At 62.0% G+C, this 18,631-nt stretch carries 32 protein-coding genes; 31 read left to right on the forward strand and 1 reads right to left on the reverse strand.

Annotated features, from left to right (window positions below):
• The first annotated feature begins 3 nt into the window (after positions 1-3).
• The 29 genes from rplB (at position 4) to truA (ending at position 16,202) form a co-directional block, all read left to right on the forward strand.
• Positions 4-840, forward strand: a complete 837-nt coding sequence (rplB, locus tag ACFWAD_RS28270; RefSeq protein ID WP_033231378.1) for a 50S ribosomal protein L2 — start codon at positions 4-6, stop codon at positions 838-840.
• Positions 841-853: 13 nt separating this feature from the next.
• Entirely contained in the window at positions 854-1,135 is a 282-nt protein-coding gene (gene rpsS, locus ACFWAD_RS28275) for a 30S ribosomal protein S19 (protein WP_003940820.1), read from the forward strand.
• Complete coding sequence (rplV, locus tag ACFWAD_RS28280) at positions 1,132-1,536, forward strand: 50S ribosomal protein L22 (RefSeq protein WP_003940717.1); 405 nt, start codon at positions 1,132-1,134, stop codon at positions 1,534-1,536. Before rpsS ends, rplV begins: the two co-directional genes overlap by 4 nt.
• Positions 1,536-2,342, forward strand: coding sequence for a 30S ribosomal protein S3 (gene rpsC, locus ACFWAD_RS28285; protein ID WP_003941003.1), 807 nt, complete (start codon positions 1,536-1,538; stop codon positions 2,340-2,342). The genes rplV and rpsC overlap by 1 nt, the downstream gene beginning before the upstream one ends.
• 3 nt (positions 2,343-2,345) lie before the next feature.
• Positions 2,346-2,762 carry a 50S ribosomal protein L16 gene (gene rplP / locus ACFWAD_RS28290; protein ID WP_003940899.1) on the forward strand — a complete coding sequence of 139 codons (417 nt, stop codon included), beginning with the start codon at positions 2,346-2,348 and terminating at the stop codon, positions 2,760-2,762.
• Positions 2,762-2,998, forward strand: a complete 237-nt coding sequence (gene rpmC, locus ACFWAD_RS28295) for a 50S ribosomal protein L29 (protein WP_003940734.1) — start codon at positions 2,762-2,764, stop codon at positions 2,996-2,998. Before rplP ends, rpmC begins: the two co-directional genes overlap by 1 nt.
• Positions 2,995-3,276 carry a 30S ribosomal protein S17 gene (gene rpsQ / locus ACFWAD_RS28300; RefSeq protein WP_003941020.1) on the forward strand — a complete coding sequence of 94 codons (282 nt, stop codon included), beginning with the start codon at positions 2,995-2,997 and terminating at the stop codon, positions 3,274-3,276. Before rpmC ends, rpsQ begins: the two co-directional genes overlap by 4 nt.
• A 346-nt stretch (positions 3,277-3,622) precedes the next feature.
• Entirely contained in the window at positions 3,623-3,991 is a 369-nt protein-coding gene (rplN, locus tag ACFWAD_RS28305; RefSeq protein ID WP_003940951.1) for a 50S ribosomal protein L14, read from the forward strand.
• Complete coding sequence (gene rplX, locus ACFWAD_RS28310) at positions 3,991-4,308, forward strand: 50S ribosomal protein L24 (RefSeq protein WP_003941019.1); 318 nt, start codon at positions 3,991-3,993, stop codon at positions 4,306-4,308. The genes rplN and rplX overlap by 1 nt, the downstream gene beginning before the upstream one ends.
• A 1-nt stretch (position 4,309) precedes the next feature.
• Positions 4,310-4,876 carry a 50S ribosomal protein L5 gene (rplE, locus tag ACFWAD_RS28315; RefSeq protein WP_003940924.1) on the forward strand — a complete coding sequence of 189 codons (567 nt, stop codon included), beginning with the start codon at positions 4,310-4,312 and terminating at the stop codon, positions 4,874-4,876.
• Between the two features lie 4 nt (positions 4,877-4,880).
• Positions 4,881-5,066 carry a type Z 30S ribosomal protein S14 gene (locus ACFWAD_RS28320; RefSeq protein WP_003940698.1) on the forward strand — a complete coding sequence of 62 codons (186 nt, stop codon included), beginning with the start codon at positions 4,881-4,883 and terminating at the stop codon, positions 5,064-5,066.
• 98 nt (positions 5,067-5,164) lie between these two features.
• The gene (locus ACFWAD_RS28325; RefSeq protein ID WP_378549877.1) at positions 5,165-5,320 is read left to right on the forward strand and encodes a hypothetical protein; all 156 of its coding nucleotides are present in this window, start codon (positions 5,165-5,167) and stop codon (positions 5,318-5,320) included.
• 209 nt (positions 5,321-5,529) lie between these two features.
• A complete protein-coding gene (gene rpsH, locus ACFWAD_RS28330; protein ID WP_003940873.1) occupies positions 5,530-5,928 on the forward strand; it encodes a 30S ribosomal protein S8 in 399 nt (132 codons plus the stop codon).
• Positions 5,929-5,942: 14 nt separating this feature from the next.
• Positions 5,943-6,482: a 50S ribosomal protein L6 gene (gene rplF, locus ACFWAD_RS28335; protein WP_003940970.1), complete on the forward strand. Its 540-nt coding sequence runs from the start codon at positions 5,943-5,945 to the stop codon at positions 6,480-6,482.
• Position 6,483: 1 nt separating this feature from the next.
• The gene (rplR, locus tag ACFWAD_RS28340) at positions 6,484-6,891 is read left to right on the forward strand and encodes a 50S ribosomal protein L18 (RefSeq protein ID WP_003940996.1); all 408 of its coding nucleotides are present in this window, start codon (positions 6,484-6,486) and stop codon (positions 6,889-6,891) included.
• 31 nt (positions 6,892-6,922) lie between these two features.
• Positions 6,923-7,594 (forward strand): 30S ribosomal protein S5, encoded by a 672-nt coding sequence (rpsE, locus tag ACFWAD_RS28345; RefSeq protein WP_003940718.1) that lies wholly within the window; start codon positions 6,923-6,925, stop codon positions 7,592-7,594.
• Positions 7,594-7,773, forward strand: coding sequence for a 50S ribosomal protein L30 (gene rpmD / locus ACFWAD_RS28350; RefSeq protein WP_003940751.1), 180 nt, complete (start codon positions 7,594-7,596; stop codon positions 7,771-7,773). The genes rpsE and rpmD overlap by 1 nt, the downstream gene beginning before the upstream one ends.
• Before the next feature lie 2 nt (positions 7,774-7,775).
• On the forward strand, positions 7,776-8,219 hold the full coding sequence (gene rplO, locus ACFWAD_RS28355; protein ID WP_138869531.1) for a 50S ribosomal protein L15: 444 nt from the start codon (positions 7,776-7,778) through the stop codon (positions 8,217-8,219).
• A gap of 257 nt (positions 8,220-8,476) precedes the next feature.
• Entirely contained in the window at positions 8,477-9,796 is a 1,320-nt protein-coding gene (gene secY / locus ACFWAD_RS28360; RefSeq protein ID WP_230812251.1) for a preprotein translocase subunit SecY, read from the forward strand.
• Positions 9,793-10,338 carry an adenylate kinase gene (locus ACFWAD_RS28365; protein ID WP_003940868.1) on the forward strand — a complete coding sequence of 182 codons (546 nt, stop codon included), beginning with the start codon at positions 9,793-9,795 and terminating at the stop codon, positions 10,336-10,338. Before secY ends, ACFWAD_RS28365 begins: the two co-directional genes overlap by 4 nt.
• On the forward strand, positions 10,338-11,135 hold the full coding sequence (gene map, locus ACFWAD_RS28370) for a type I methionyl aminopeptidase (RefSeq protein ID WP_378447820.1): 798 nt from the start codon (positions 10,338-10,340) through the stop codon (positions 11,133-11,135). The genes ACFWAD_RS28365 and map overlap by 1 nt, the downstream gene beginning before the upstream one ends.
• Positions 11,136-11,449: 314 nt before the next feature.
• Entirely contained in the window at positions 11,450-11,671 is a 222-nt protein-coding gene (gene infA / locus ACFWAD_RS28375; RefSeq protein WP_003418601.1) for a translation initiation factor IF-1, read from the forward strand.
• 90 nt (positions 11,672-11,761) lie between these two features.
• Positions 11,762-11,875 carry a 50S ribosomal protein L36 gene (rpmJ, locus tag ACFWAD_RS28380; protein WP_003938068.1) on the forward strand — a complete coding sequence of 38 codons (114 nt, stop codon included), beginning with the start codon at positions 11,762-11,764 and terminating at the stop codon, positions 11,873-11,875.
• A gap of 250 nt (positions 11,876-12,125) precedes the next feature.
• Positions 12,126-12,500, forward strand: a complete 375-nt coding sequence (gene rpsM, locus ACFWAD_RS28385; protein WP_003940834.1) for a 30S ribosomal protein S13 — start codon at positions 12,126-12,128, stop codon at positions 12,498-12,500.
• A complete protein-coding gene (rpsK, locus tag ACFWAD_RS28390) occupies positions 12,500-12,913 on the forward strand; it encodes a 30S ribosomal protein S11 (protein WP_003940683.1) in 414 nt (137 codons plus the stop codon). Before rpsM ends, rpsK begins: the two co-directional genes overlap by 1 nt.
• A 22-nt stretch (positions 12,914-12,935) precedes the next feature.
• Positions 12,936-13,541 carry a 30S ribosomal protein S4 gene (gene rpsD / locus ACFWAD_RS28395; protein ID WP_003940769.1) on the forward strand — a complete coding sequence of 202 codons (606 nt, stop codon included), beginning with the start codon at positions 12,936-12,938 and terminating at the stop codon, positions 13,539-13,541.
• Positions 13,542-13,662: 121 nt separating this feature from the next.
• The gene (locus ACFWAD_RS28400; protein ID WP_003941016.1) at positions 13,663-14,724 is read left to right on the forward strand and encodes a DNA-directed RNA polymerase subunit alpha; all 1,062 of its coding nucleotides are present in this window, start codon (positions 13,663-13,665) and stop codon (positions 14,722-14,724) included.
• Positions 14,725-14,753: 29 nt separating this feature from the next.
• Positions 14,754-15,311 (forward strand): 50S ribosomal protein L17, encoded by a 558-nt coding sequence (gene rplQ / locus ACFWAD_RS28405; protein ID WP_020906897.1) that lies wholly within the window; start codon positions 14,754-14,756, stop codon positions 15,309-15,311.
• A 6-nt stretch (positions 15,312-15,317) separates the two neighbouring features.
• A complete protein-coding gene (gene truA / locus ACFWAD_RS28410) occupies positions 15,318-16,202 on the forward strand; it encodes a tRNA pseudouridine(38-40) synthase TruA (protein WP_378549880.1) in 885 nt (294 codons plus the stop codon).
• Positions 16,203-16,260: 58 nt separating this feature from the next.
• Here truA and ACFWAD_RS28415 read toward each other — a convergent pair whose 3' ends face one another.
• Complete coding sequence (locus ACFWAD_RS28415; protein WP_378549883.1) at positions 16,261-17,403, reverse strand: acyl-CoA dehydrogenase family protein; 1,143 nt, start codon at positions 17,401-17,403, stop codon at positions 16,261-16,263.
• Positions 17,404-17,461: 58 nt separating this feature from the next.
• On the opposite strand from ACFWAD_RS28415, the gene ACFWAD_RS28420 reads away from it, so the two are divergent.
• On the forward strand, positions 17,462-18,040 hold the full coding sequence (locus tag ACFWAD_RS28420; protein ID WP_378503995.1) for a TetR/AcrR family transcriptional regulator: 579 nt from the start codon (positions 17,462-17,464) through the stop codon (positions 18,038-18,040).
• Between the two features lie 22 nt (positions 18,041-18,062).
• Positions 18,063-18,620, forward strand: coding sequence for an NADPH-dependent FMN reductase (locus ACFWAD_RS28425; RefSeq protein ID WP_378447816.1), 558 nt, complete (start codon positions 18,063-18,065; stop codon positions 18,618-18,620).
• Positions 18,621-18,631: the final 11 nt, after the last annotated feature.

An 18,631-nucleotide genomic window follows, 5' to 3' on the forward strand; every position in this document is an offset into this window, starting at 1 on the left:
CTCATGGCAATCCGTAAGTACAAGCCGACAACACCGGGCCGTCGTGGCTCGAGCGTCTCGGACTTCGCCGAGATCACTCGGTCGACCCCCGAGAAGTCGCTGGTTCGCCCGCTGCACGGTCGCGGTGGACGTAACGCACACGGTCGTATCACCACCCGTCACAAGGGCGGCGGACACAAGCGTGCATACCGACTGATCGATTTCCGTCGCAACGACAAGGACGGCATCCCGGCAAAGGTCGCTCACATCGAGTACGACCCCAACCGCACAGCAAACATCGCACTCCTGCATTACGCAGACGGTGAGAAGCGCTACATCATCGCCCCCAAGGGCCTGGTGCAGGGTTCACCGATCGAGTCCGGTGCAGGCGCCGACATCAAGCCGGGCAACAACCTGCCGCTGCGCAACATCCCGACTGGTACCACCATCCACGGTGTGGAACTGCGTCCCGGCGGCGGAGCCAAGATGGCTCGTTCCGCAGGCGCCAGCATCCAGCTCCTCGGTAAGGAAGGCAGCTACGCCACGCTGCGTATGCCTTCCGGTGAAATCCGTCGCGTCGACGTGCGCTGCCGCGCATCCGTCGGCGAGGTCGGCAACGCCGAGCAGTCGAACATCAACTGGGGCAAGGCCGGCCGTATGCGTTGGAAGGGCAAGCGCCCGACCGTTCGTGGTGTCGTGATGAACCCGGTCGACCACCCGCACGGTGGCGGCGAGGGCAAGACCTCAGGTGGACGCCACCCGGTCAGCCCGTGGGGTAAGCCGGAAGGCCGTACCCGCAAGAACAAGGCAAGCGACAAGATGATCGTCCGTCGCCGCCGCACCGGCAAGAACAAGCGCTAGGAGGGAGTGAAGGATGCCACGCAGCCTTAAGAAGGGCCCGTTCGTCGATGACCACCTCCTCGCGAAGGTGGATGTACAGAACGAAAAGGGAACCAAGCAGGTCATCAAGACCTGGTCCCGTCGTTCGACAATCATCCCGGACTTCATCGGCCACACGTTTGCAGTTCACGACGGCCGCAAGCACGTCCCCGTGTTCGTTTCCGACTCCATGGTCGGACACAAGCTCGGAGAGTTTGCACCGACCCGCACGTTCAAGGGTCACATCAAGGATGATCGGAAGGCGAAGAGGCGATGAGCAACACCGAAACCGCCAACCCGACTGCCAAGGCCGTAGCGAAGCACGTTCGCGTTACGCCGATGAAGGCACGTCGAGTTGTGGACCTGGTCCGCGGGCGCTCGGTTGAAGACGCCCTGAACATCCTGAAGTTCGCGCCGCAGGCAGCGAGCGAGCCGGTCGCCAAGGTGATCGCCTCCGCAGCAGCCAACGCCGAGAACAACCTCGACCTCGACCCCAGCACGCTTGTCGTTGCTACGGCGTTCGTGGACGAGGGCGCGACCCTCAAGCGGTTCCAGCCGCGTGCACAGGGACGTGCGTTCCGTATTCGCAAGCGCACCAGTCACATCACCGTGATCGTGGAGAGCCTGCCGAAGACCGGAACATCGACCCGTAATCGCCGGAAGGGAAGTGCTCAGTAGTGGGCCAGAAAATCAACCCGCACGGCTTCCGTCTCGGCATCACCACCGACTGGAAGTCTCGCTGGTACGCAGACAAGCAGTACGCGGAGTACGTCAAGGAAGACGTCGCGATCCGTAAGCTCCTCGCCACCGGCATGGAGCGCGCAGGAATCGCGAAGGTCGAAATCGAGCGCACCCGTGACCGTGTTCGCGTGGACATCCACACTGCACGTCCGGGCATCGTCATCGGCCGCCGCGGCGCCGAAGCCGATCGCATCCGCTCCGAGCTCGAGAAGCTGACCGGCAAGCAGGTTCAGCTGAACATCCTCGAGGTCAAGAACGCAGAAGCTGAAGCACAGCTCGTCGCACAGGGTGTGGCCGAGCAGCTCTCGAACCGCGTTGCCTTCCGTCGTGCAATGCGCAAGGCCATCCAGTCGGCCATGCGTCAGCCCAACGTCAAGGGAATCCGCGTTCAGTGCTCCGGTCGTCTCGGCGGCGCCGAGATGTCCCGGTCGGAGTTCTACCGCGAAGGCCGTGTGCCGCTGCACACGCTTCGTGCGGACATCGACTACGGCCTCTACGAGGCCAAGACCACCTTCGGTCGCATCGGCGTCAAGGTCTGGATCTACAAGGGCGACATCGTCGGTGGCAAGCGTGAGCTCGCCGCCAACACGGCCGCACCGGCCGGGGATCGCCCGCGTCGTGAGCGTCCGAGCCGTCCGCGTCGTTCCGGTGCCACCGGTACCACTGCGACCAGCACCGAGGCCGGCCGCGCAGCGACCGCAACCGCCGATGCTCCCGCAACTGAACAGAATCAGGAGGGCTGACGCATGTTGATCCCACGGCGGGTCAAGCACCGCAAGCAGCACCACCCGAGCCGTTCGGGTGCCGCCAAGGGCGGTACCCAGGTGACCTTCGGTGACTACGGCATCCAGGCTCTCGAGCCTGCCTACATCACCAACCGGCAGATCGAGTCCGCTCGTATCGCCATGACTCGGCACATCAAGCGTGGCGGCAAGATCTGGATCAACATCTTCCCGGATCGCCCCCTCACGAAGAAGCCGGCCGAAACCCGAATGGGTTCCGGTAAGGGTTCGCCCGAGTGGTGGATTGCCAACGTCAAGCCCGGACGCGTTCTGTTCGAGATGACATACCCCAACGAGGAGATTGCTCGTGAGGCCCTGCGCCGCGCGATGCACAAGCTCCCGTGCAAGTGCCGGATCGTGACCAGAGAGGAGCAGTTCTGATGGCTACTGGAACCCCAGCAGCAGAGCTCCGCGAGCTCAGTGAAGACGAGCTGGTCACCCGGCTCCGTGAGTCGAAGGAAGAGCTTTTCAACCTTCGTTTCCAGATGGCTACCGGCCAGATGGACAACAACCGACGACTGCGCACCGTTCGTCACGAGATCGCGCGCATCTACACCGTCCTGCGTGAGCGTGAGCTCGGACTCGCTGTGGGTCCGGATGCAGGTGACGCGGCATGAGTGAGGAAAAAGCAGTGAGCACAGAAGAGCGCGCGAGCCGTAAGGTCCGTGTCGGATACGTCGTGTCCGACAAGATGGAAAAGACGATCGTGGTCGAGCTCGAAGACCGCGTCAAGCACAAGCTCTACGGCAAGATCATCCGCCGTACGACCAAGGTGAAGGCGCACGACGAGAACGGCGTTGCCGGCGTCGGCGACCGCGTTCAGCTGATGGAAACCCGTCCGCTGTCCGCGACGAAGCACTGGCGTCTGGTCGAGGTCCTCGAAAAGGCCAAGTAAGCCTGATCGAATCCTCGAGCTGATCGAGTATCACCGAATGGCCCGCTTCCCCTTGGGGGAGTGGGCCATTCGGCGTTTCAGGCTTTCCGAGATTGTTCCGGGTGAGGGGTTCGAGTTGCGTCGAGCAGTGCTGATTTGGTAATCGGCGAACCCTTCCCTACAATAGAACGGTTGCCTGTGGCAGAGGTGTGTCTTCACGTGCGCAGCTCGAACGGTGCTTGCAGTGATCGTCTCCCGGCGTCAGTCGGTGGGACTGCAGCTCAGACACGACGCAGGTGGCAACAATGACCGCGCGCACCGGGTCGGTAATCCGTTGCGCACGAAATTCCAGGTCTAGGGAGATCAAGTGATTCAGCAGGAGTCGCGAGTTCGCGTCGCTGATAACACGGGTGCCAAGGAAATCCTTTGCATCCGCGTTCTCGGCGGTTCGTCACGTCGCTACGCCGGGATCGGTGACGTTATCGTCGCCACCGTCAAGGACGCAATCCCCGGTGGAAACATCAAGAAGGGTGAGGTCGTCAAGGCCGTCATCGTTCGTACGACCAAGGAGCGCCGTCGTCCGGACGGTTCCTACATCAAGTTCGACGAGAACGCTGCAGTGCTCATCAAGGCTGACAGTGATCCCCGTGGAACCCGCATCTTCGGACCCGTCGGCCGTGAGCTGCGCGAGAAGAAGTTCATGAAGATCGTTTCGCTTGCCCCGGAGGTGCTGTGATGAAGGTGCACAAGGGTGACACCGTTCTGGTCATCGCCGGCAAGGACAAGGGCGCGAAGGGCAAGGTCATTCAGGCCTACCCCGCGACCGACAAGGTCCTCGTCGAAGGCGTGAACCGAATCAAGAAGCACACCGCGGTTTCCGCGAACGAGCGCGGAGCATCCTCCGGCGGCATCGTCACGCAGGAAGCCCCGATCCACGTTTCCAACGTTGCAGTCGTCGACTCGGACGGAAACCCCACTCGCGTGGGCTACCGCACCGACGAAGAGTCCGGCAAGCGCGTTCGGATTTCCCGGAAGAACGGGAAGGACATCTGACATGACCTCCACCGAAAACAAGGTCCAGCCGCGCCTCAAGGCACGCTACCGCGCTGAGATCAAGGACGCGCTCAACAGCGAGTTCGACTACTCGAACGTCATGCAGATCCCCGGCGTCGTCAAGGTTGTCGTCAACATGGGCGTCGGCGACGCTGCCCGTGACGCCAAGCTGATCAACGGCGCTGTCCATGACCTGTCGCTGATCACGGGCCAGAAGCCCGAGATCCGCAAGGCACGTAAGTCCATCGCGCAGTTCAAGCTCCGCGAAGGTATGCCCATCGGCGCACGCGTCACCCTCCGTGGCGACCGCATGTGGGAGTTCCTGGACCGCCTCGTGTCTGTCGCTCTGCCCCGTATCCGCGACTTCCGCGGTCTCTCGGGCAACCAGTTCGACGGCAACGGCAACTACACGTTCGGCCTCAACGAGCAGTCGATGTTCCACGAGATCGACGTGGACAAGATCGATCGCCCCCGCGGTATGGACATCACCGTCGTGACCACCGCAACCAACAACGAAGAAGGCCGTGCACTGCTCAAGCACCTCGGCTTCCCGTTCAAGGAGAACTGAGCGCATGGCTAAGAAGGCATTGGTCAACAAGGCCAACAAGAAGCCCAAGTTCGCGGTTCGCGCCTACACCCGCTGCCAGCGGTGCGGTCGCCCGCACTCGGTGTTCCGCAAGTTCGGCTTGTGCCGTATCTGCGTTCGCGAGATGGCTCACGCCGGCGAGCTTCCCGGAGTTCGCAAGAGCTCTTGGTGATCTGAGGCCCTCGGGCTTCGTCACACCACGCATCTGAATGGGCGTGGGTTCCTTTGGAACCCACGCCCATTCGGCGTTTCAACCGAGATGTGCGCTGAATGCGCATCGTGCTGATCCTGAAAAGAACTGTCCTGCTGCAACTCTGGATCGAGATGATCCATCGGCCGTCGATGTCGATCTTCGGTCTCGAACGAGCAGTTCAGATTTCGGGACGCCTCGATACCTGGCCCGGCATGTCTTCCGGGCGATGGTGAGGTAGGCGACGTGGCATCTCGGTGGACACCTGCGCCAAAGTTCCCTACACTAGAGCGGTTGCCGTGGCTGACGCATGCGTTCAGCTCGGTGCGGTAACTTACGCCGTCTGACACAAGTCGGACGGCCCAGCCGAATTGCTGGAGGCCCACGATCGGATTCGTCCGGTGTTGCATGGGAACCACAGCGAGAAAGGTGTCGAGGTCGACCTATGACCATGACTGACCCCATCGCAGACTTCTTGACGCGTCTGCGCAACGCCAACACGGCGTACCACGATGAGGTGAAGCTTCCCCACTCGAAGATCAAGGCGAACATCGCCGAGATCCTCAAGCGCGAGGGCTACATCTCCGATTTCCGTACCGAAGACGCTGAGGTCGGCAAGACCCTCATCGTCGACCTGAAGTACGGACCCAGCCGCGAGCGTAGCCTCGCCGGCGTGCGTCGCGTTTCCAAGCCCGGTCTCCGGGTTTACGCGAAGTCCACCAACCTGCCCAAGGTCCTCGGAGGCCTCGGCGTGGCCATCATCTCCACGTCGTCCGGTCTGCTCACCGATCGCCAGGCGGCCAATCAAGGAGTAGGCGGGGAAGTCCTCGCCTACGTCTGGTAAGGGAGGCCACCACAATGTCGCGTATTGGAAAGATTCCGGTCACCGTCCCCGCGGGCGTTGACGTCACGATCAGCGGCCAGGATGTCACCGTCAAGGGTCCCAAGGGCACCCTCGCGTTGACCATCTCCGAGCCCATCGCAATCGAAAAGGCAGAGGACGGCTCGCTGAGCGTCACCCGCCCCGACGACGAGCGTCGTAGCCGCGCGCTGCACGGTCTGTCGCGGACCCTCGTTGCGAACATCATCACCGGTGTTACCGAGGGTTACACGAAGAAGATGGAGATCCACGGTGTTGGTTACCGTGTGGCACTGAAGGGCAAGGACCTCGAGTTCGCGCTCGGCTTCAGCCACCCGGTGCCGATCGAGGCTCCCGAAGGCATCACCTTCGTCGTCGAGTCGCCCACCCGGTTCTCGGTGTCCGGCATCGACAAGCAGAAGGTCGGGCAGATCTCGGCCAACATCCGTCGTCTCCGTCGTCCGGACCCGTACAAGGGTAAGGGCGTGCGTTACGAGGGTGAGCAGATCCGCCGCAAGGTCGGAAAGACGGGTAAGTGATATGAGCCAGACTGCAAACCAGAAAGCCAAGCGGATTCCGCTGGGCAAGGATGCGTCCACCAAGCGTCGTCTCTCGAAGACGCGTCGTCACTTCCGTCTCCGCAAGAAGGTCTCCGGCACGCCCGAGCGTCCCCGCTTGGTCGTCAACCGGTCCTCGCGCCACATCCACGTCCAGCTCGTGGACGACCTGGCAGGCCACACCTTGGCCTCCGCGTCGACCATCGAAGCCGACGTGCGCGTGGCAGAAGGCGACAAGAAGGCTGCGAGCGCGAAGGTCGGTCAGCTGATCGCCGAGCGCGCCAAGGCTGCCGGCGTGGAAGCAGTTGTCTTCGACCACGGCGGACACGGCTACCACGGTCGCATCGCGGCCCTGGCAGACGCGGCTCGCGAAGGCGGGTTGAAGTTCTGATGACCAACATTTTCAACGGAAGGACAGCCTGATGCCGGGACGTCAAAGGCGTGACGGCGGAAGCGGACCCGCCGGACAGAATGGCCCCAACAGCGGTGACAACAGCAACGCTCGTGGGGACAACCGTGGTGGCGGCCGTGACCGTCGCGACGGTGGCCGTGGCGGAAACGCTGCGGAGAAGTCACAGTTCATCGAGCGCGTTGTCACGATCAACCGCGTTTCCAAGGTCGTCAAGGGTGGTCGTCGCTTCAGCTTCACCGCTCTGGTGATCGTCGGAGACGGCAACGGACTGGTCGGCGTCGGCTACGGAAAGGCCAAGGAAGTTCCCGCGGCCATCCAGAAGGGTGTCGAGGAGGCTCGTAAGAGCTTCTTCCGCGTCCCGATGATCGCCAACACCATCACTCACCCCGTTCAGGGTGAGGCTGCTGCCGGCATCGTCATGCTTCGCCCGGCAAGCCCCGGTACCGGTGTTATCGCCGGTGGCGCTGTGCGCGCCGTGCTGGAGTGCGCTGGAATCGCGGACATCCTGTCGAAGTCGCTCGGTAGCGACAACGCCATCAACGTCGTGCATGCGACCGTTGCTGCGCTCAAGGGTCTGCAGCGTCCCGAGGAAGTTGCGGCTCGCCGCGGCCTCACCCTCGAAGAGGTTGCACCCGCCGGCATGCTTCGCGCTCGCGCACAGGCTGCTGGGAGTGTGAAGTAATGGCAGATCTCAAGGTCACTCAGATCAAGAGCATCATCGGGACCAAGCAGAACCAGAAGGATTCTCTGCGCACGCTCGGTCTCAAGGGCATCCGTCAGACCGTTGTTCGTGAGGACAACGCACAGAACCGCGGTCTGATCAACGTGGTGCGCCACCTCGTAACAGTTGAGGAGGTCTAACCATGACCATCAAACTGCACCACCTGCGCCCCGCTCCCGGATCCAAGTCCAACAAGATTCGTGTTGGACGCGGTGAGGGCGGCAAGCGTGGTAAGACCGCAGGTCGCGGTACCAAGGGCACCAAGGCACGTAACACCGTGCGCGTGGGCTTCGAGGGTGGACAGATGCCGCTTCACATGCGTCTGCCCAAGCTCAAGGGCTTCAAGAACCCCTTCCGCACCGAGTACCAGGTCGTCAATGTCGGCGACATCGCCCGTCTGTTCCCCGAAGGTGGAGCAATCACGGTCGAGGATCTCGTTGCCAAGGGCGCAGTCCGCAAGAACCAGCTCGTCAAGGTTCTGGGCGACGGCGAACTGACTGTTGCCGTTCAGGTGACCGTCGACAAGTTCACCGGTTCCGCCAAGGAAAAGATTGCTGCTGCCGGTGGTTCCGCTACCGAGCTGTGAGTGATCACGCTTAGCTAGTCCGATGGCCGCAGCGCAGCGTTTGCTGCGTTGCGGCCATCGGCGTCTACGAGGTCGTGTCACGGATTGGTCGTGCTTGCTCGGACGGGTCAGTATTCTGGTCACCGAGTGGCAAATGTATCTTCGGCTTACCCGGTTTTCGTGGTCTGCCCGCTTAGTTCCCAAATGCTCACTGTTAGAGTTCAAAAGTTCGACAGGTCAAAACGATCTGTCTCCCTACCGTCGTGCCAGGAGGATCTTTGCTTTCCGCCTTCGTCTCGGCCCTCAGGACCCCAGACCTGAGGCGGAAGATCCTCTTCACCCTCGGCTTGGTGGCTCTGTATCGGGTCGGCGCTCTCATTCCGTCCCCAGGTGTCGACTACGGCCGCGTGCGTCAGTGCATCGATATCGCCAACTCCGGTGACTCAGCAGGTATCTACTCGCTGATCAACCTGTTCTCCGGTGGCGCTCTGCTGCAGATGTCGATCTTTGCGATCGGCATCATGCCGTACATCACGGCAAGCATCATCGTGCAGCTGCTGACCGTGGTGATCCCGAAGTTCGAGGAACTTCGAAAAGAAGGCCAGTCCGGTCAGGCCAAGATGACGCAGTACACGCGTTACCTGTCCATCGCTCTGGCAATCCTGCAGTCGACCGGCATCGTCGCTCTTGCGGCACGCGGACAGTTGCTCCAGGGCTGTGACGACATCATCGCCGACAAGTCGATCTTCGGTCTTGTCATCATCGTGCTGGTCATGACTGCCGGTGCTGCCATGGTGATGTGGTTCGGCGAGGTCATCACCGAACGCGGCGTCGGCAACGGTATGTCGCTCCTCATCTTCGCCGGTATCGCATCGCGTATCCCGAGCGAGGGCAAGTCGATTCTCGACAGCCGCGGTCCACTGGTCTTCGCCTTCGTCTGCCTCGCAGCGCTGTTGATCATCGCCGGTGTCGTCTTCGTCGAGCAGGGTCAGCGCCGCATCCCGGTTCAGTACGCAAAGCGGATGGTCGGACGCAAGATGTACGGCGGATCCTCGACGTACCTGCCACTGAAGGTGAACCAGGCCGGCGTCATCCCGGTGATCTTCGCGTCTTCACTGCTGTACCTCCCGAACTTGATCGCACAGCTGACTTCGGCCAGTACAGCGGTCGACCCGAGTTGGTGGCAGCGCCTCATCAACACCTACCTGGTGAACCCGGCCAACCCGGTGTACATCGCGATCTACTTCGGCCTGATCGTCTTCTTTACGTACTTCTACGTCGCCATCACCTTCAATCCCGAAGAGCGCGCCGACGAGATGAAGAAGTTCGGCGGCTTCATCCCCGGTATCCGACCAGGTCAGCCGACCGCGGACTACCTCAACTACGTGCTGAGTCGCATCACCCTTCCGGGTGCGATTTACCTCGGCACCATTGCTGTTCTGCCCAACCTGTTCCTCGACATCGGGAATGGCGGCGGCGCGCAGAACCTGCCGTTCGGTGGCACCGCGGTGCTGATCATGGTCAGCGTCGGCCTGGACACCGTGAAGCAGATCGAGAGTCAGCTAATGCAGCGTAACTATGAAGGGTTCCTCAAGTGAGACTTGTCCTCCTTGGTCCTCCCGGTGCCGGCAAGGGCACCCAGGCCGCTATCTTGTCCGAGAAGTTCGGCGTTCCCCACATTTCGACGGGTGATCTCTTCCGCGCGAACATCGGTCAGGCCACCGCTCTCGGTGTAGAAGCAAAGAAGTACATCGACGCCGGTGAACTCGTACCGAGTTCGATCACCAACGACATGGTGAAGGCTCGCGTCGCAGAACCGGACGCAGCAAACGGATTCCTTCTCGACGGATTCCCGCGCTCGGTCGAACAGGCTCAGGCACTCGAGGGAATCCTGAAGGACCTCGACACCAAGCTCGACGGTGTCCTCTCCTTCGTCGTCGACGAGGACATCGTGGTCGAGCGCATGCTCGCCCGCGGTCGTGCAGACGACACCGAGGACGTCATCCGCAACCGCCTCCGGGTCTACCGCGACGAGACGTCACCGCTGTTCGACTACTACAAGGACAGCATCGTCTCCGTCGACGCGATCGGCGAGGTCGAAGAGGTCAACGCACGCGCACTGGCAGCGTTGGGTAAGTAATGGTCTTCGGGCGTAAGCGCAAGGTTGTTCCGTTCCGCTCCGCGGGCGAACTCGACGCGATGGCTGCTGCCGGCGCGATCGTGGGTTCGGCGTTGGTGGCGGTGCGCGCTGCGGCGAAGCCCGGTGTCAGCACTTTGGAACTGAACGCGGTCGCAGAATCCGTCATTCGTGACGCCGGCGCCGTGCCCTCGTTCCTCGGGTACCACGGCTTCACCGGTTCGATCTGCTCCTCGGTCAACGATCGCGTCGTTCACGGGATCCCTTCGGCTCAGGACATCCTGGCCGAAGGTGACCTCGTTTCGATCGACTGCGGTGCGATCCTCGACGGTTGGCACGGTGACTCTGCTTGGACGTTCGGTGTCGGCGAGATCAGCGTCGCCGATCAGGAACTGAGCGAGGCAACTCGGCTTTCGATGGAAGCCGGGATCGCGGCGATGATCGCAGGCAACCGTCTGACGGACGTTTCGCACGCTATCGAGGTCGGCACCAAGGCCGCCGAGAAGTTGCACGGTCGTTCCTACGGCATCGTCGACGGATACGGCGGACACGGAATCGGTCGGGAAATGCACATGGATCCGTTCCTCGCCAATGAAGGCGCCCCGGGTAAGGGTCCTGAATTGGTTGTCGGATCTTGCCTGGCGATCGAGCCGATGCTCACGCTCGGCACCACCGACACGGTGATTCTCGACGACGACTGGACTGTCGTGACCACCGACGGTTCCCGCGCAGCGCACTGGGAACACACAGTCGCTGTGACCGAAGACGGGCCGCGGATTCTTACCCTTCGGCCGGAGTAGTCGGCACAGTCGCTGACAAGTGTTGGCAGCGAGCATGTTTCACGTTCGAAAAAGTCCCAGCCTCATGTCGAGGCTGGGACTTTTTCGACGGGGGAGCGGTGTGTGTCGTCACCCTGGCCGGAGGCGCATTTGGCCTGGTCGTTTACATCGCGTAACATGGCTAGGCGGTGCGCTATGCGCGTCGATAGTTCGTGTGCCTACGCCCGGATCGCTCCGGGATCGGGCCCGCGAACTGCCGGCGATCTTTCCATTGCGTGCCAATGTAACGGAAGCCGATGCACGAAGCATGCCAAACCAAACGGATCGCGGAGGATATGGCTAAGAAAGACGGGGCCATCGAGGTCGAAGGACGAGTAGTCGAGCCGCTGCCCAATGCGATGTTCCGCATTGAGCTCGAGAATGGCCACAAGGTCCTCGCCCACATCAGCGGAAAGATGCGTCAGCACTACATTCGCATCCTCCCGGAAGATCGCGTTGTCGTAGAGCTCTCGCCCTACGATTTGTCGCGCGGACGCATCGTTTACCGCTACAAGTAACGAACTTCCCGGACCTGACCTGGGTCAGGGAGAAGTATGTCTGCTGCGGTTCATCGCGGCAGGCTGCGACAAAACAGGAGATCAGAAGACGTGAAGGTTCAGCCGAGCGTCAAGAAGATCTGCGAGAAGTGCAAAGTGATTCGCCGTAACGGTCGAGTCATGGTGATCTGCGAGAACCTGCGTCACAAGCAGCGTCAGGGCTAGATCTAGCTTTTCGAAGATCTGCTTGGCAACAAGCAAAGAAGACCTCCCAGTACCAGCCATTGTTGACGAGACCCCACGCGATCGTTCACCGATCGCCAAGGTCGGACAATGGTTCACCCCCGGCACGGAGGCCGGGGCCCCACTGAGTTAGTTGATGAGATCATCTGCGCCTTCGGGCGTCGGTACTCGGCAAGAGGCACAGGGGAAGGGCTGGGAGCAGACCTCCGCACACCGATAAGGAAATGCCACCATGGCACGTCTCTCTGGTGTTGATCTTCCTCGCGAAAAGCGCATGGAGATCGCACTGACATACATCTACGGCATCGGCCGTACCCGCTCCAAGGAAATCCTTGACGCCACCGGCGTCAGCCCGGATCTCCGGAGCAAGGACCTCTCGGACGAGGACCTGGCAAAGCTCCGCGAGTACATCGAGGAGTCGCTCAAGGTCGAGGGTGACCTTCGCCGCGAGGTTCAGGCCGACATCCGTCGCAAGATCGAGATCGGCTGCTACCAGGGCCTGCGCCACCGTCGTGGTCTGCCCGTGCGTGGTCAGCGCACCAAGACCAACGCCCGTACCCGTAAGGGTCCGAAGCGCACCATTGCCGGCAAGAAGAAGGCGAAGTAATGCCCCCGAAGTCACGTAGCACCGGTCCGAAGAAGACCCAGAAGACGCGTCGCAGGGATAAGAAGAACATCCCGCACGGCGCCGCTCACATCAAGAGCACCTTCAACAACACCATCGTGTCCATCACGGACCCCGCCGGAAATGTCATTTCCTGGGCGTCTTCGGGACACGTCGGCTTCAAGGGTTCGCGTAAGTCGACTCCCTTCGCCGCTCAGCTTGCTGCTGAGAGCGCTGCCCGCAAGGCGCAGGAGCACGGTGTCAAGAAGGTTGACGTCTTCGTCAAGGGACCGGGATCCGGTCGCGAGACCGCAATCCGTTCCCTCCAGGCTGCTGGCCTCGAGGTCGGCACCATTTCCGATGTAACCCCCCAGCCGCACAACGGCTGCCGTCCGCCCAAGCGGCGTCGGGTATAGCGGGAAGGATAGGTAGAAGAAAATGGCACGTTATACCGGACCCATCACCCGCAAGTCGCGTCGTCTGCGCGTCGACCTCGTTGGAGGCGACCAGGCATTCGAGCGTCGCCCGTACCCGCCCGGACAGCACGGCCGCGCGCGTATCAAGGAGAGCGAGTACCTGCTCCAGCTGCAGGAGAAGCAGAAGGCTCGCTTCACCTACGGCGTCATGGAGAAGCAGTTCCGCCTGTACTACAAGGAGGCGAACAACCGCCCCGGCAAGACCGGTGAGAACCTGCTTCGCATCCTCGAGTCGCGTCTCGACAACGTCGTGTACCGCGCAGGCCTCGCTCGCACGCGCCGTCAGGCACGTCAGCTGGTCACGCACGGTCACCTTCTCGTGAACAACAAGAAGGTCGACATCCCGAGCTACCGCGTCTCGCAGTACGACATCATCGATGTCAAGGAGAAGTCGCTCTCCACGCTTCCGTTCCAGGTTGCGCGTGAGACCGTCGGCGATCGCCCGGTTCCCGGGTGGCTGCAGGTTGTCGGCTCGCGTCTGCGGATCCTGGTTCACCAGCTTCCCGAGCGCGCGCAGATCGACATCGCTCTGCAGGAACAGCTCATCGTCGAGTACTACTCGAAGTAAGGTGCTCCGCACCCCCGTGAGTGGTTGAGGAGTCTCCGGGCTCCTCAACCACTCACGGGGCCGCAGGCCCTTTCCCATCGTGGGCGTCAAATAGTGGACGTCCGTACAGGAGGAAATACCAATGCTCATTTCTCAGCGACCCACGCTGACCGAAGAGGTCATCGCTGATAACCGCTCGAAGTTCGTCATCGAGCCCCTGGAGCCAGGTTTCGGGTACACGCTCGGCAATTCGCTGCGCCGCACGCTGCTCTCGTCGATCCCCGGCGCTGCTGTCACCAGCATCCGTATCGACGGCGTTCTCCACGAGTTCACCACCGTCCCGGGCGTGAAGGAAGATGTCACCGACATCATCCTGAACCTCAAGGGCCTCGTCGTGAACTCCGAAGAGGACGAGCCGGTCACCATGTACGTCCGCAAGCAGGGCCCCGGCGCTGTTACCGCAGGCGACATCGTGCCCCCGGCAGGCGTCACCGTGAACAACCCTGATCTGCACATCGCCACCCTGAACGACAAGGGAAAGCTGGAGATCGAGCTCGTTGTCGAGCGCGGTCGCGGCTATGTCCCCGCCGTCCAGAACAAGGCGTCCGGCGCAGAGATCGGCCGTATCCCGGTCGACTCGATCTACTCGCCGGTGCTCAAGGTCACCTACAAGGTGGAGGCCACTCGCGTCGAACAGCGCACCGACTTCGATCGGCTCGTTCTCGACGTGGAAACGAAGAACTCCATCACCGCACGGGACGCGCTCGCTTCTGCGGGCAAGACCCTGGTTGAGCTCTTCGGCCTGGCCCGTGAGCTGAACGTCGAAGCAGAAGGAATCGAGATCGGACCCTCGCCCGCCGAGGCCGATCACATCGCTTCCTTCGGACTCCCCATCGAGGATCTGGACCTCACGGTCCGCTCCTACAACTGCCTCAAGCGCGAAGGTGTTCACACCGTCGGTGAGCTTGTTGGCCGTACCGAGTCCGATCTGCTCGACATCCGCAACTTCGGACAGAAGTCCATCGACGAGGTCAAGGTCAAGCTGCATTCGCTCGGCCTGTCCCTCAAGGACAGCCCCGCATCCTTCGATCCCACCACCGTTGCCGGCTACGACGCCGCCACCGGAACGTGGAGTGACACTGATGCCGGTTCCTTCGGCGATGCCGAGGGTACCGAGGACTACGCCGAGACCGAACAGCTGTAGCAGCTCAGGTCCTTTACTAGGAGATCATCATGCCCAAGCCCAAGAAGGGTGCCCGCTTCGGCGGGTCGGCTTCCCACCAGAAGGCGATTTTCGCCAATCTGGCTACCGCGCTCTTCGAGCACGGTCGCATCACCACCACCGAGTCCAAGGCCAAGGCACTGCGCCCCTACGCCGAGAAGCTCGTCACGCACGCAAAGGCCGGCACGCTGGCTCACCGTCGTGAGGTGCTGAAGGTCATCCGTAACAAGGATGTCGTTCACACCCTGTTCGCCGAGATCGGCCCGTTCTACGCGGACCGTAACGGTGGATACACCCGCATCATCAAGACGATCCCCCGCAAGGGTGATAACGCTCCGATGGCAATCATCGAGCTCGTCAAGGAAAAGACCGTCACCTCCGAGGCTGATCGCGCTCGTCGCGTCAAGTCCTCGCAGGAAGCTCCCGCCGCAGAGAACGTCGTCGAGGCCGTAGAGGCCGACGCGACCGAGGCTGAGGTCGAGAACGCTGACGCAGTCGTCGAGGCCATCGAGGACGAGACCGCAACTGCGGCCGACGCTCCCGAGGCCGAAGAGGCCAAGAAGGACTAGTCTCCCTTGGTTTCGGCACACGCTGAATCGAACGAGCCCGCCGCCCCCACCGGGGACGGCGGGCTCGTTCGATTGCGGCTCGACATCTCCTATGACGGCACCGATTTCTCGGGTTGGGCCCGTCAGACCGACCTGCGCACCGTGTGCGGCGAGATCGAAGACAAGTTGGGAACGGTGCTACGGCAACCGGTTCAGCTCACTGTTGCCGGTCGAACGGACGCCGGTGTCCACGCAACCGGGCAGGTAGCGCACGTCGACGTCCCGGGCGAGTTGCTCCCGGACGACCCTTCGCGACTTGTGCGCAGGCTCGCACGATTCTTGCCCAAGGACGTTCGGGTCAAACAGATCTCGGTGGTTCCCGGTGAGTTCGACGCGCGATTCTCGGCGATGCGACGCTATTACGAGTACCGGGTGACCAACGCGGCATTCGGCGTGGAGCCCCTGCGCGCACGCGATACCGTGTCGTACCCCAAACCACTCGATCTCGGCGCGATGCAGGAAGCGTCGAATCGGCTTCTCGGCCTTCACAACTTCGCGGCATTCTGCAAGCGTCGAGAAGGTGCCACGACGGTGCGAGAGCTGCAACGATTCGACTGGGCACAAGAGGGCACGGTATTCACGGCTTACGTGAATGCGGACGCATTCTGCTGGTCGATGGTTCGCAGTCTCGTCGGCGCCGTCCTCTCCGTCGGTGAGGGACGGCGCACCGCCGACTGGGTGGCAGGTTTGCTCGACGAAACTTCGCGGTCCAGTTCCATCCTCGTTGCGCCGGCGCACGGACTTTCGTTGGTCCGCGTGGACTACCCCGACTACTCGGAACTGGCTGCCCGGAACGCGATTACCCGTGAGACCCGCGAGATTCCGTCTTCGGGTGGATGCTGCGGCGACTGATCGGCTGCATACAAAATGCCCTCCCACTCTGGTGTGGGAGGGCATTCGTATCGGGCGGCTATCCCGCCAGTTGGCGCGCGATGACCAGCCGCTGAATCTGGTTGGTGCCCTCGAAGATCTGCGTGATCTTGGCCTCGCGCATGTAGCGCTCGACGGGGAAGTCCTGGGTGTATCCGTACCCGCCGAATACCTGAACGGCGTCGGTGGTGACCTTCATTGCCGCGTCGGTGGCAACAAGCTTTGCGACGCTGGCATTGCGCGAATACGGCACTCCGGCGTCGCGGCGGCGGGCAGCATCGAGGTAGGTGGCACGAGCGGAGTCAACTGCGGCGGCCATGTCTGCGAGCACGAATCCGAGTCCCTGGTGATCGATGATCCGTTTGCCGAATGCCTTGCGCTCCTTCGCGTAAGCGACCGCGTCGTCGAGCGCGCCCTGGGCGATTCCGACGGCAACAGCAGCGATTCCGAGTCGACCGGAGTCGAGCGCGCTGAAGGCGATCGGGAGCCCCTGTCCGCGCTGACCGATCAATCGCTGGTCAGGAATGAAGGCATCGTCGTAGTTCGCGGAGGCAGTGGGGACCGCGCGTAGCCCCATCTTCTCTTCTGGTTTACCGAAGCTGAGGCCCTCGGTGTCCTTGTCCACCAGGAGGCAGGAGACCCCGCGTGAGCCGTCGTCACTGGTGCGGGCGAAGAGGTTGTAGAAGTCCGCCTTGCCGCCGTTGGTGATCCAGGCTTTCGAGCCGTTGACGCGGTAACCGCCTTCGGTGGGCGTCGCCTTGCACGACAACGCGGCGGCGTCGGATCCGGCCTGCGCTTCGGAGAGGCTGTATGCGCCGATGGTATTGCCACCCAGCATGTCCGGAAGCCAACGGTTCTTCTGTTCGTCGGTGCCGAAGGTGAACAGCGGGAAGCATGACAGGCTGTGCACGCTTACCGCCACCGCGACCGCGGCCCAGCGAGAGGCGATCTCTTCGAGGACTTGGAGGTACACCTCGTACGGCTGATCGCCGCCACCGAACTCCTCGGGATACGGAAGGCTCAGTAGGCCTGCTTGTCCGAGTGCAGGAAACACTCCGTCGGGATACTTCTCGGCCTTCTCGTATTCGTTGACCTTGGGCGCGAGTACCTTGTCCGCGACATCACGCGTCAGTTCGATGAGATCGTGAGCTTCTTGGCTGGGCATCAGGCGTTCGACGGGCACGGGTCGGCTCCTAGCTAGGTAGTAGTACTGAGAACGATACTGCAGTACTGTCTTGGGTATGGCAAGGCTGGTTCGCAAGACGACTGCGCGCAGGGCGGAACTGTTCGATCAATTGGTCGAGCTGTTCCTGAGCGAGGGTTTCGCCCACCTCACGCTGGACGAGATCGCAGCTCGTCTGCACTGCTCCAAGAGCACGTTGTACACCGTGGCGGCCGGCAAGGAGGACCTCGTGCGGGCGGTGACGGTTCACTTCTTCCGTGCGGCGACCGATGCGGTGGAGAGTGCCGTCGCTGCAGAGGCGACGCCCACTCGTCGAGTGGCGGTCTATCTCGAAGCAGTCGGTGATCAATTGTCCCCGGCGTCCCGTCAATTCATGGAAGACCTGTCTGAATCGGCGTCGGCGAGCCAGGTTTACGAGAAGAACACCTCGATCGCCGCGGATCGCGTGCGAGCACTGATCGTGGAGGGGGTGGATTCGGGCGCATTCCGGCAGGTACACGCGTCATTTGTTGCCGATGCGGCCGCAGCGACGATGGTTCGGATCCAGCAACGCGCGGTCTATCGGGCAACGGGATTGGACGATGCCAGCGCGTATCGGGAATTGGCCGCACTCATCACGGACGGGATCACTGCGTGAGAGGTCGCTAGCATCGATGTTCATGGCACCCTTGAACGTCGAAGTCATCGTAGGTTCGGTCCGCGAAGGGCGAATAGGACGAGCAGTGGCGGATTGGTTTGTCGAGCGCGCAACCACGAACCCGTCGTGGAAGGTGTCGGTGATCGACCTCAGAGAGCTGTCGTTGCCCCAGGATTTCTCGGATTCACCTGCCACTGAAGTTTTCCGCAAGCGAATCGGGCGCGCCGACGCTGTTGTTGCCGTGACCTCCGAATACAACCACGGATATCCGGCTGCCCTCAAGACCGCATTCGATTCCGTGAAGCACGAGTGGCGGGCCAAGCCGATCGGCTTCGTGTCCTACGGCGGGATTTCAGGTGGTGTTCGGGCCGTCGAACAGCTGAGGCAAGTGGTGGCGGAGTTGCACATGGTCTCGGTGCGTCAAAGCGTGACCATTCACCGGGTTCGTAAGCAATTCGGACACGAGCCGTACGGCATCGATCCGATTGCGATCGATGCGACCGAGAAGATGATTCGTGAATTGCATTGGTGGGGGAGCGGATTGCGTACGCAGCGTGCGAGTGACCCATACCCCGGCTGATCGAGAACCTA

It is taken from the genome of Rhodococcus sp. NPDC059969, assembly GCF_042738325.1.
In the GTDB taxonomy this organism is placed as follows: Bacteria; Actinomycetota; Actinomycetes; order Mycobacteriales; family Mycobacteriaceae; genus Rhodococcus_F.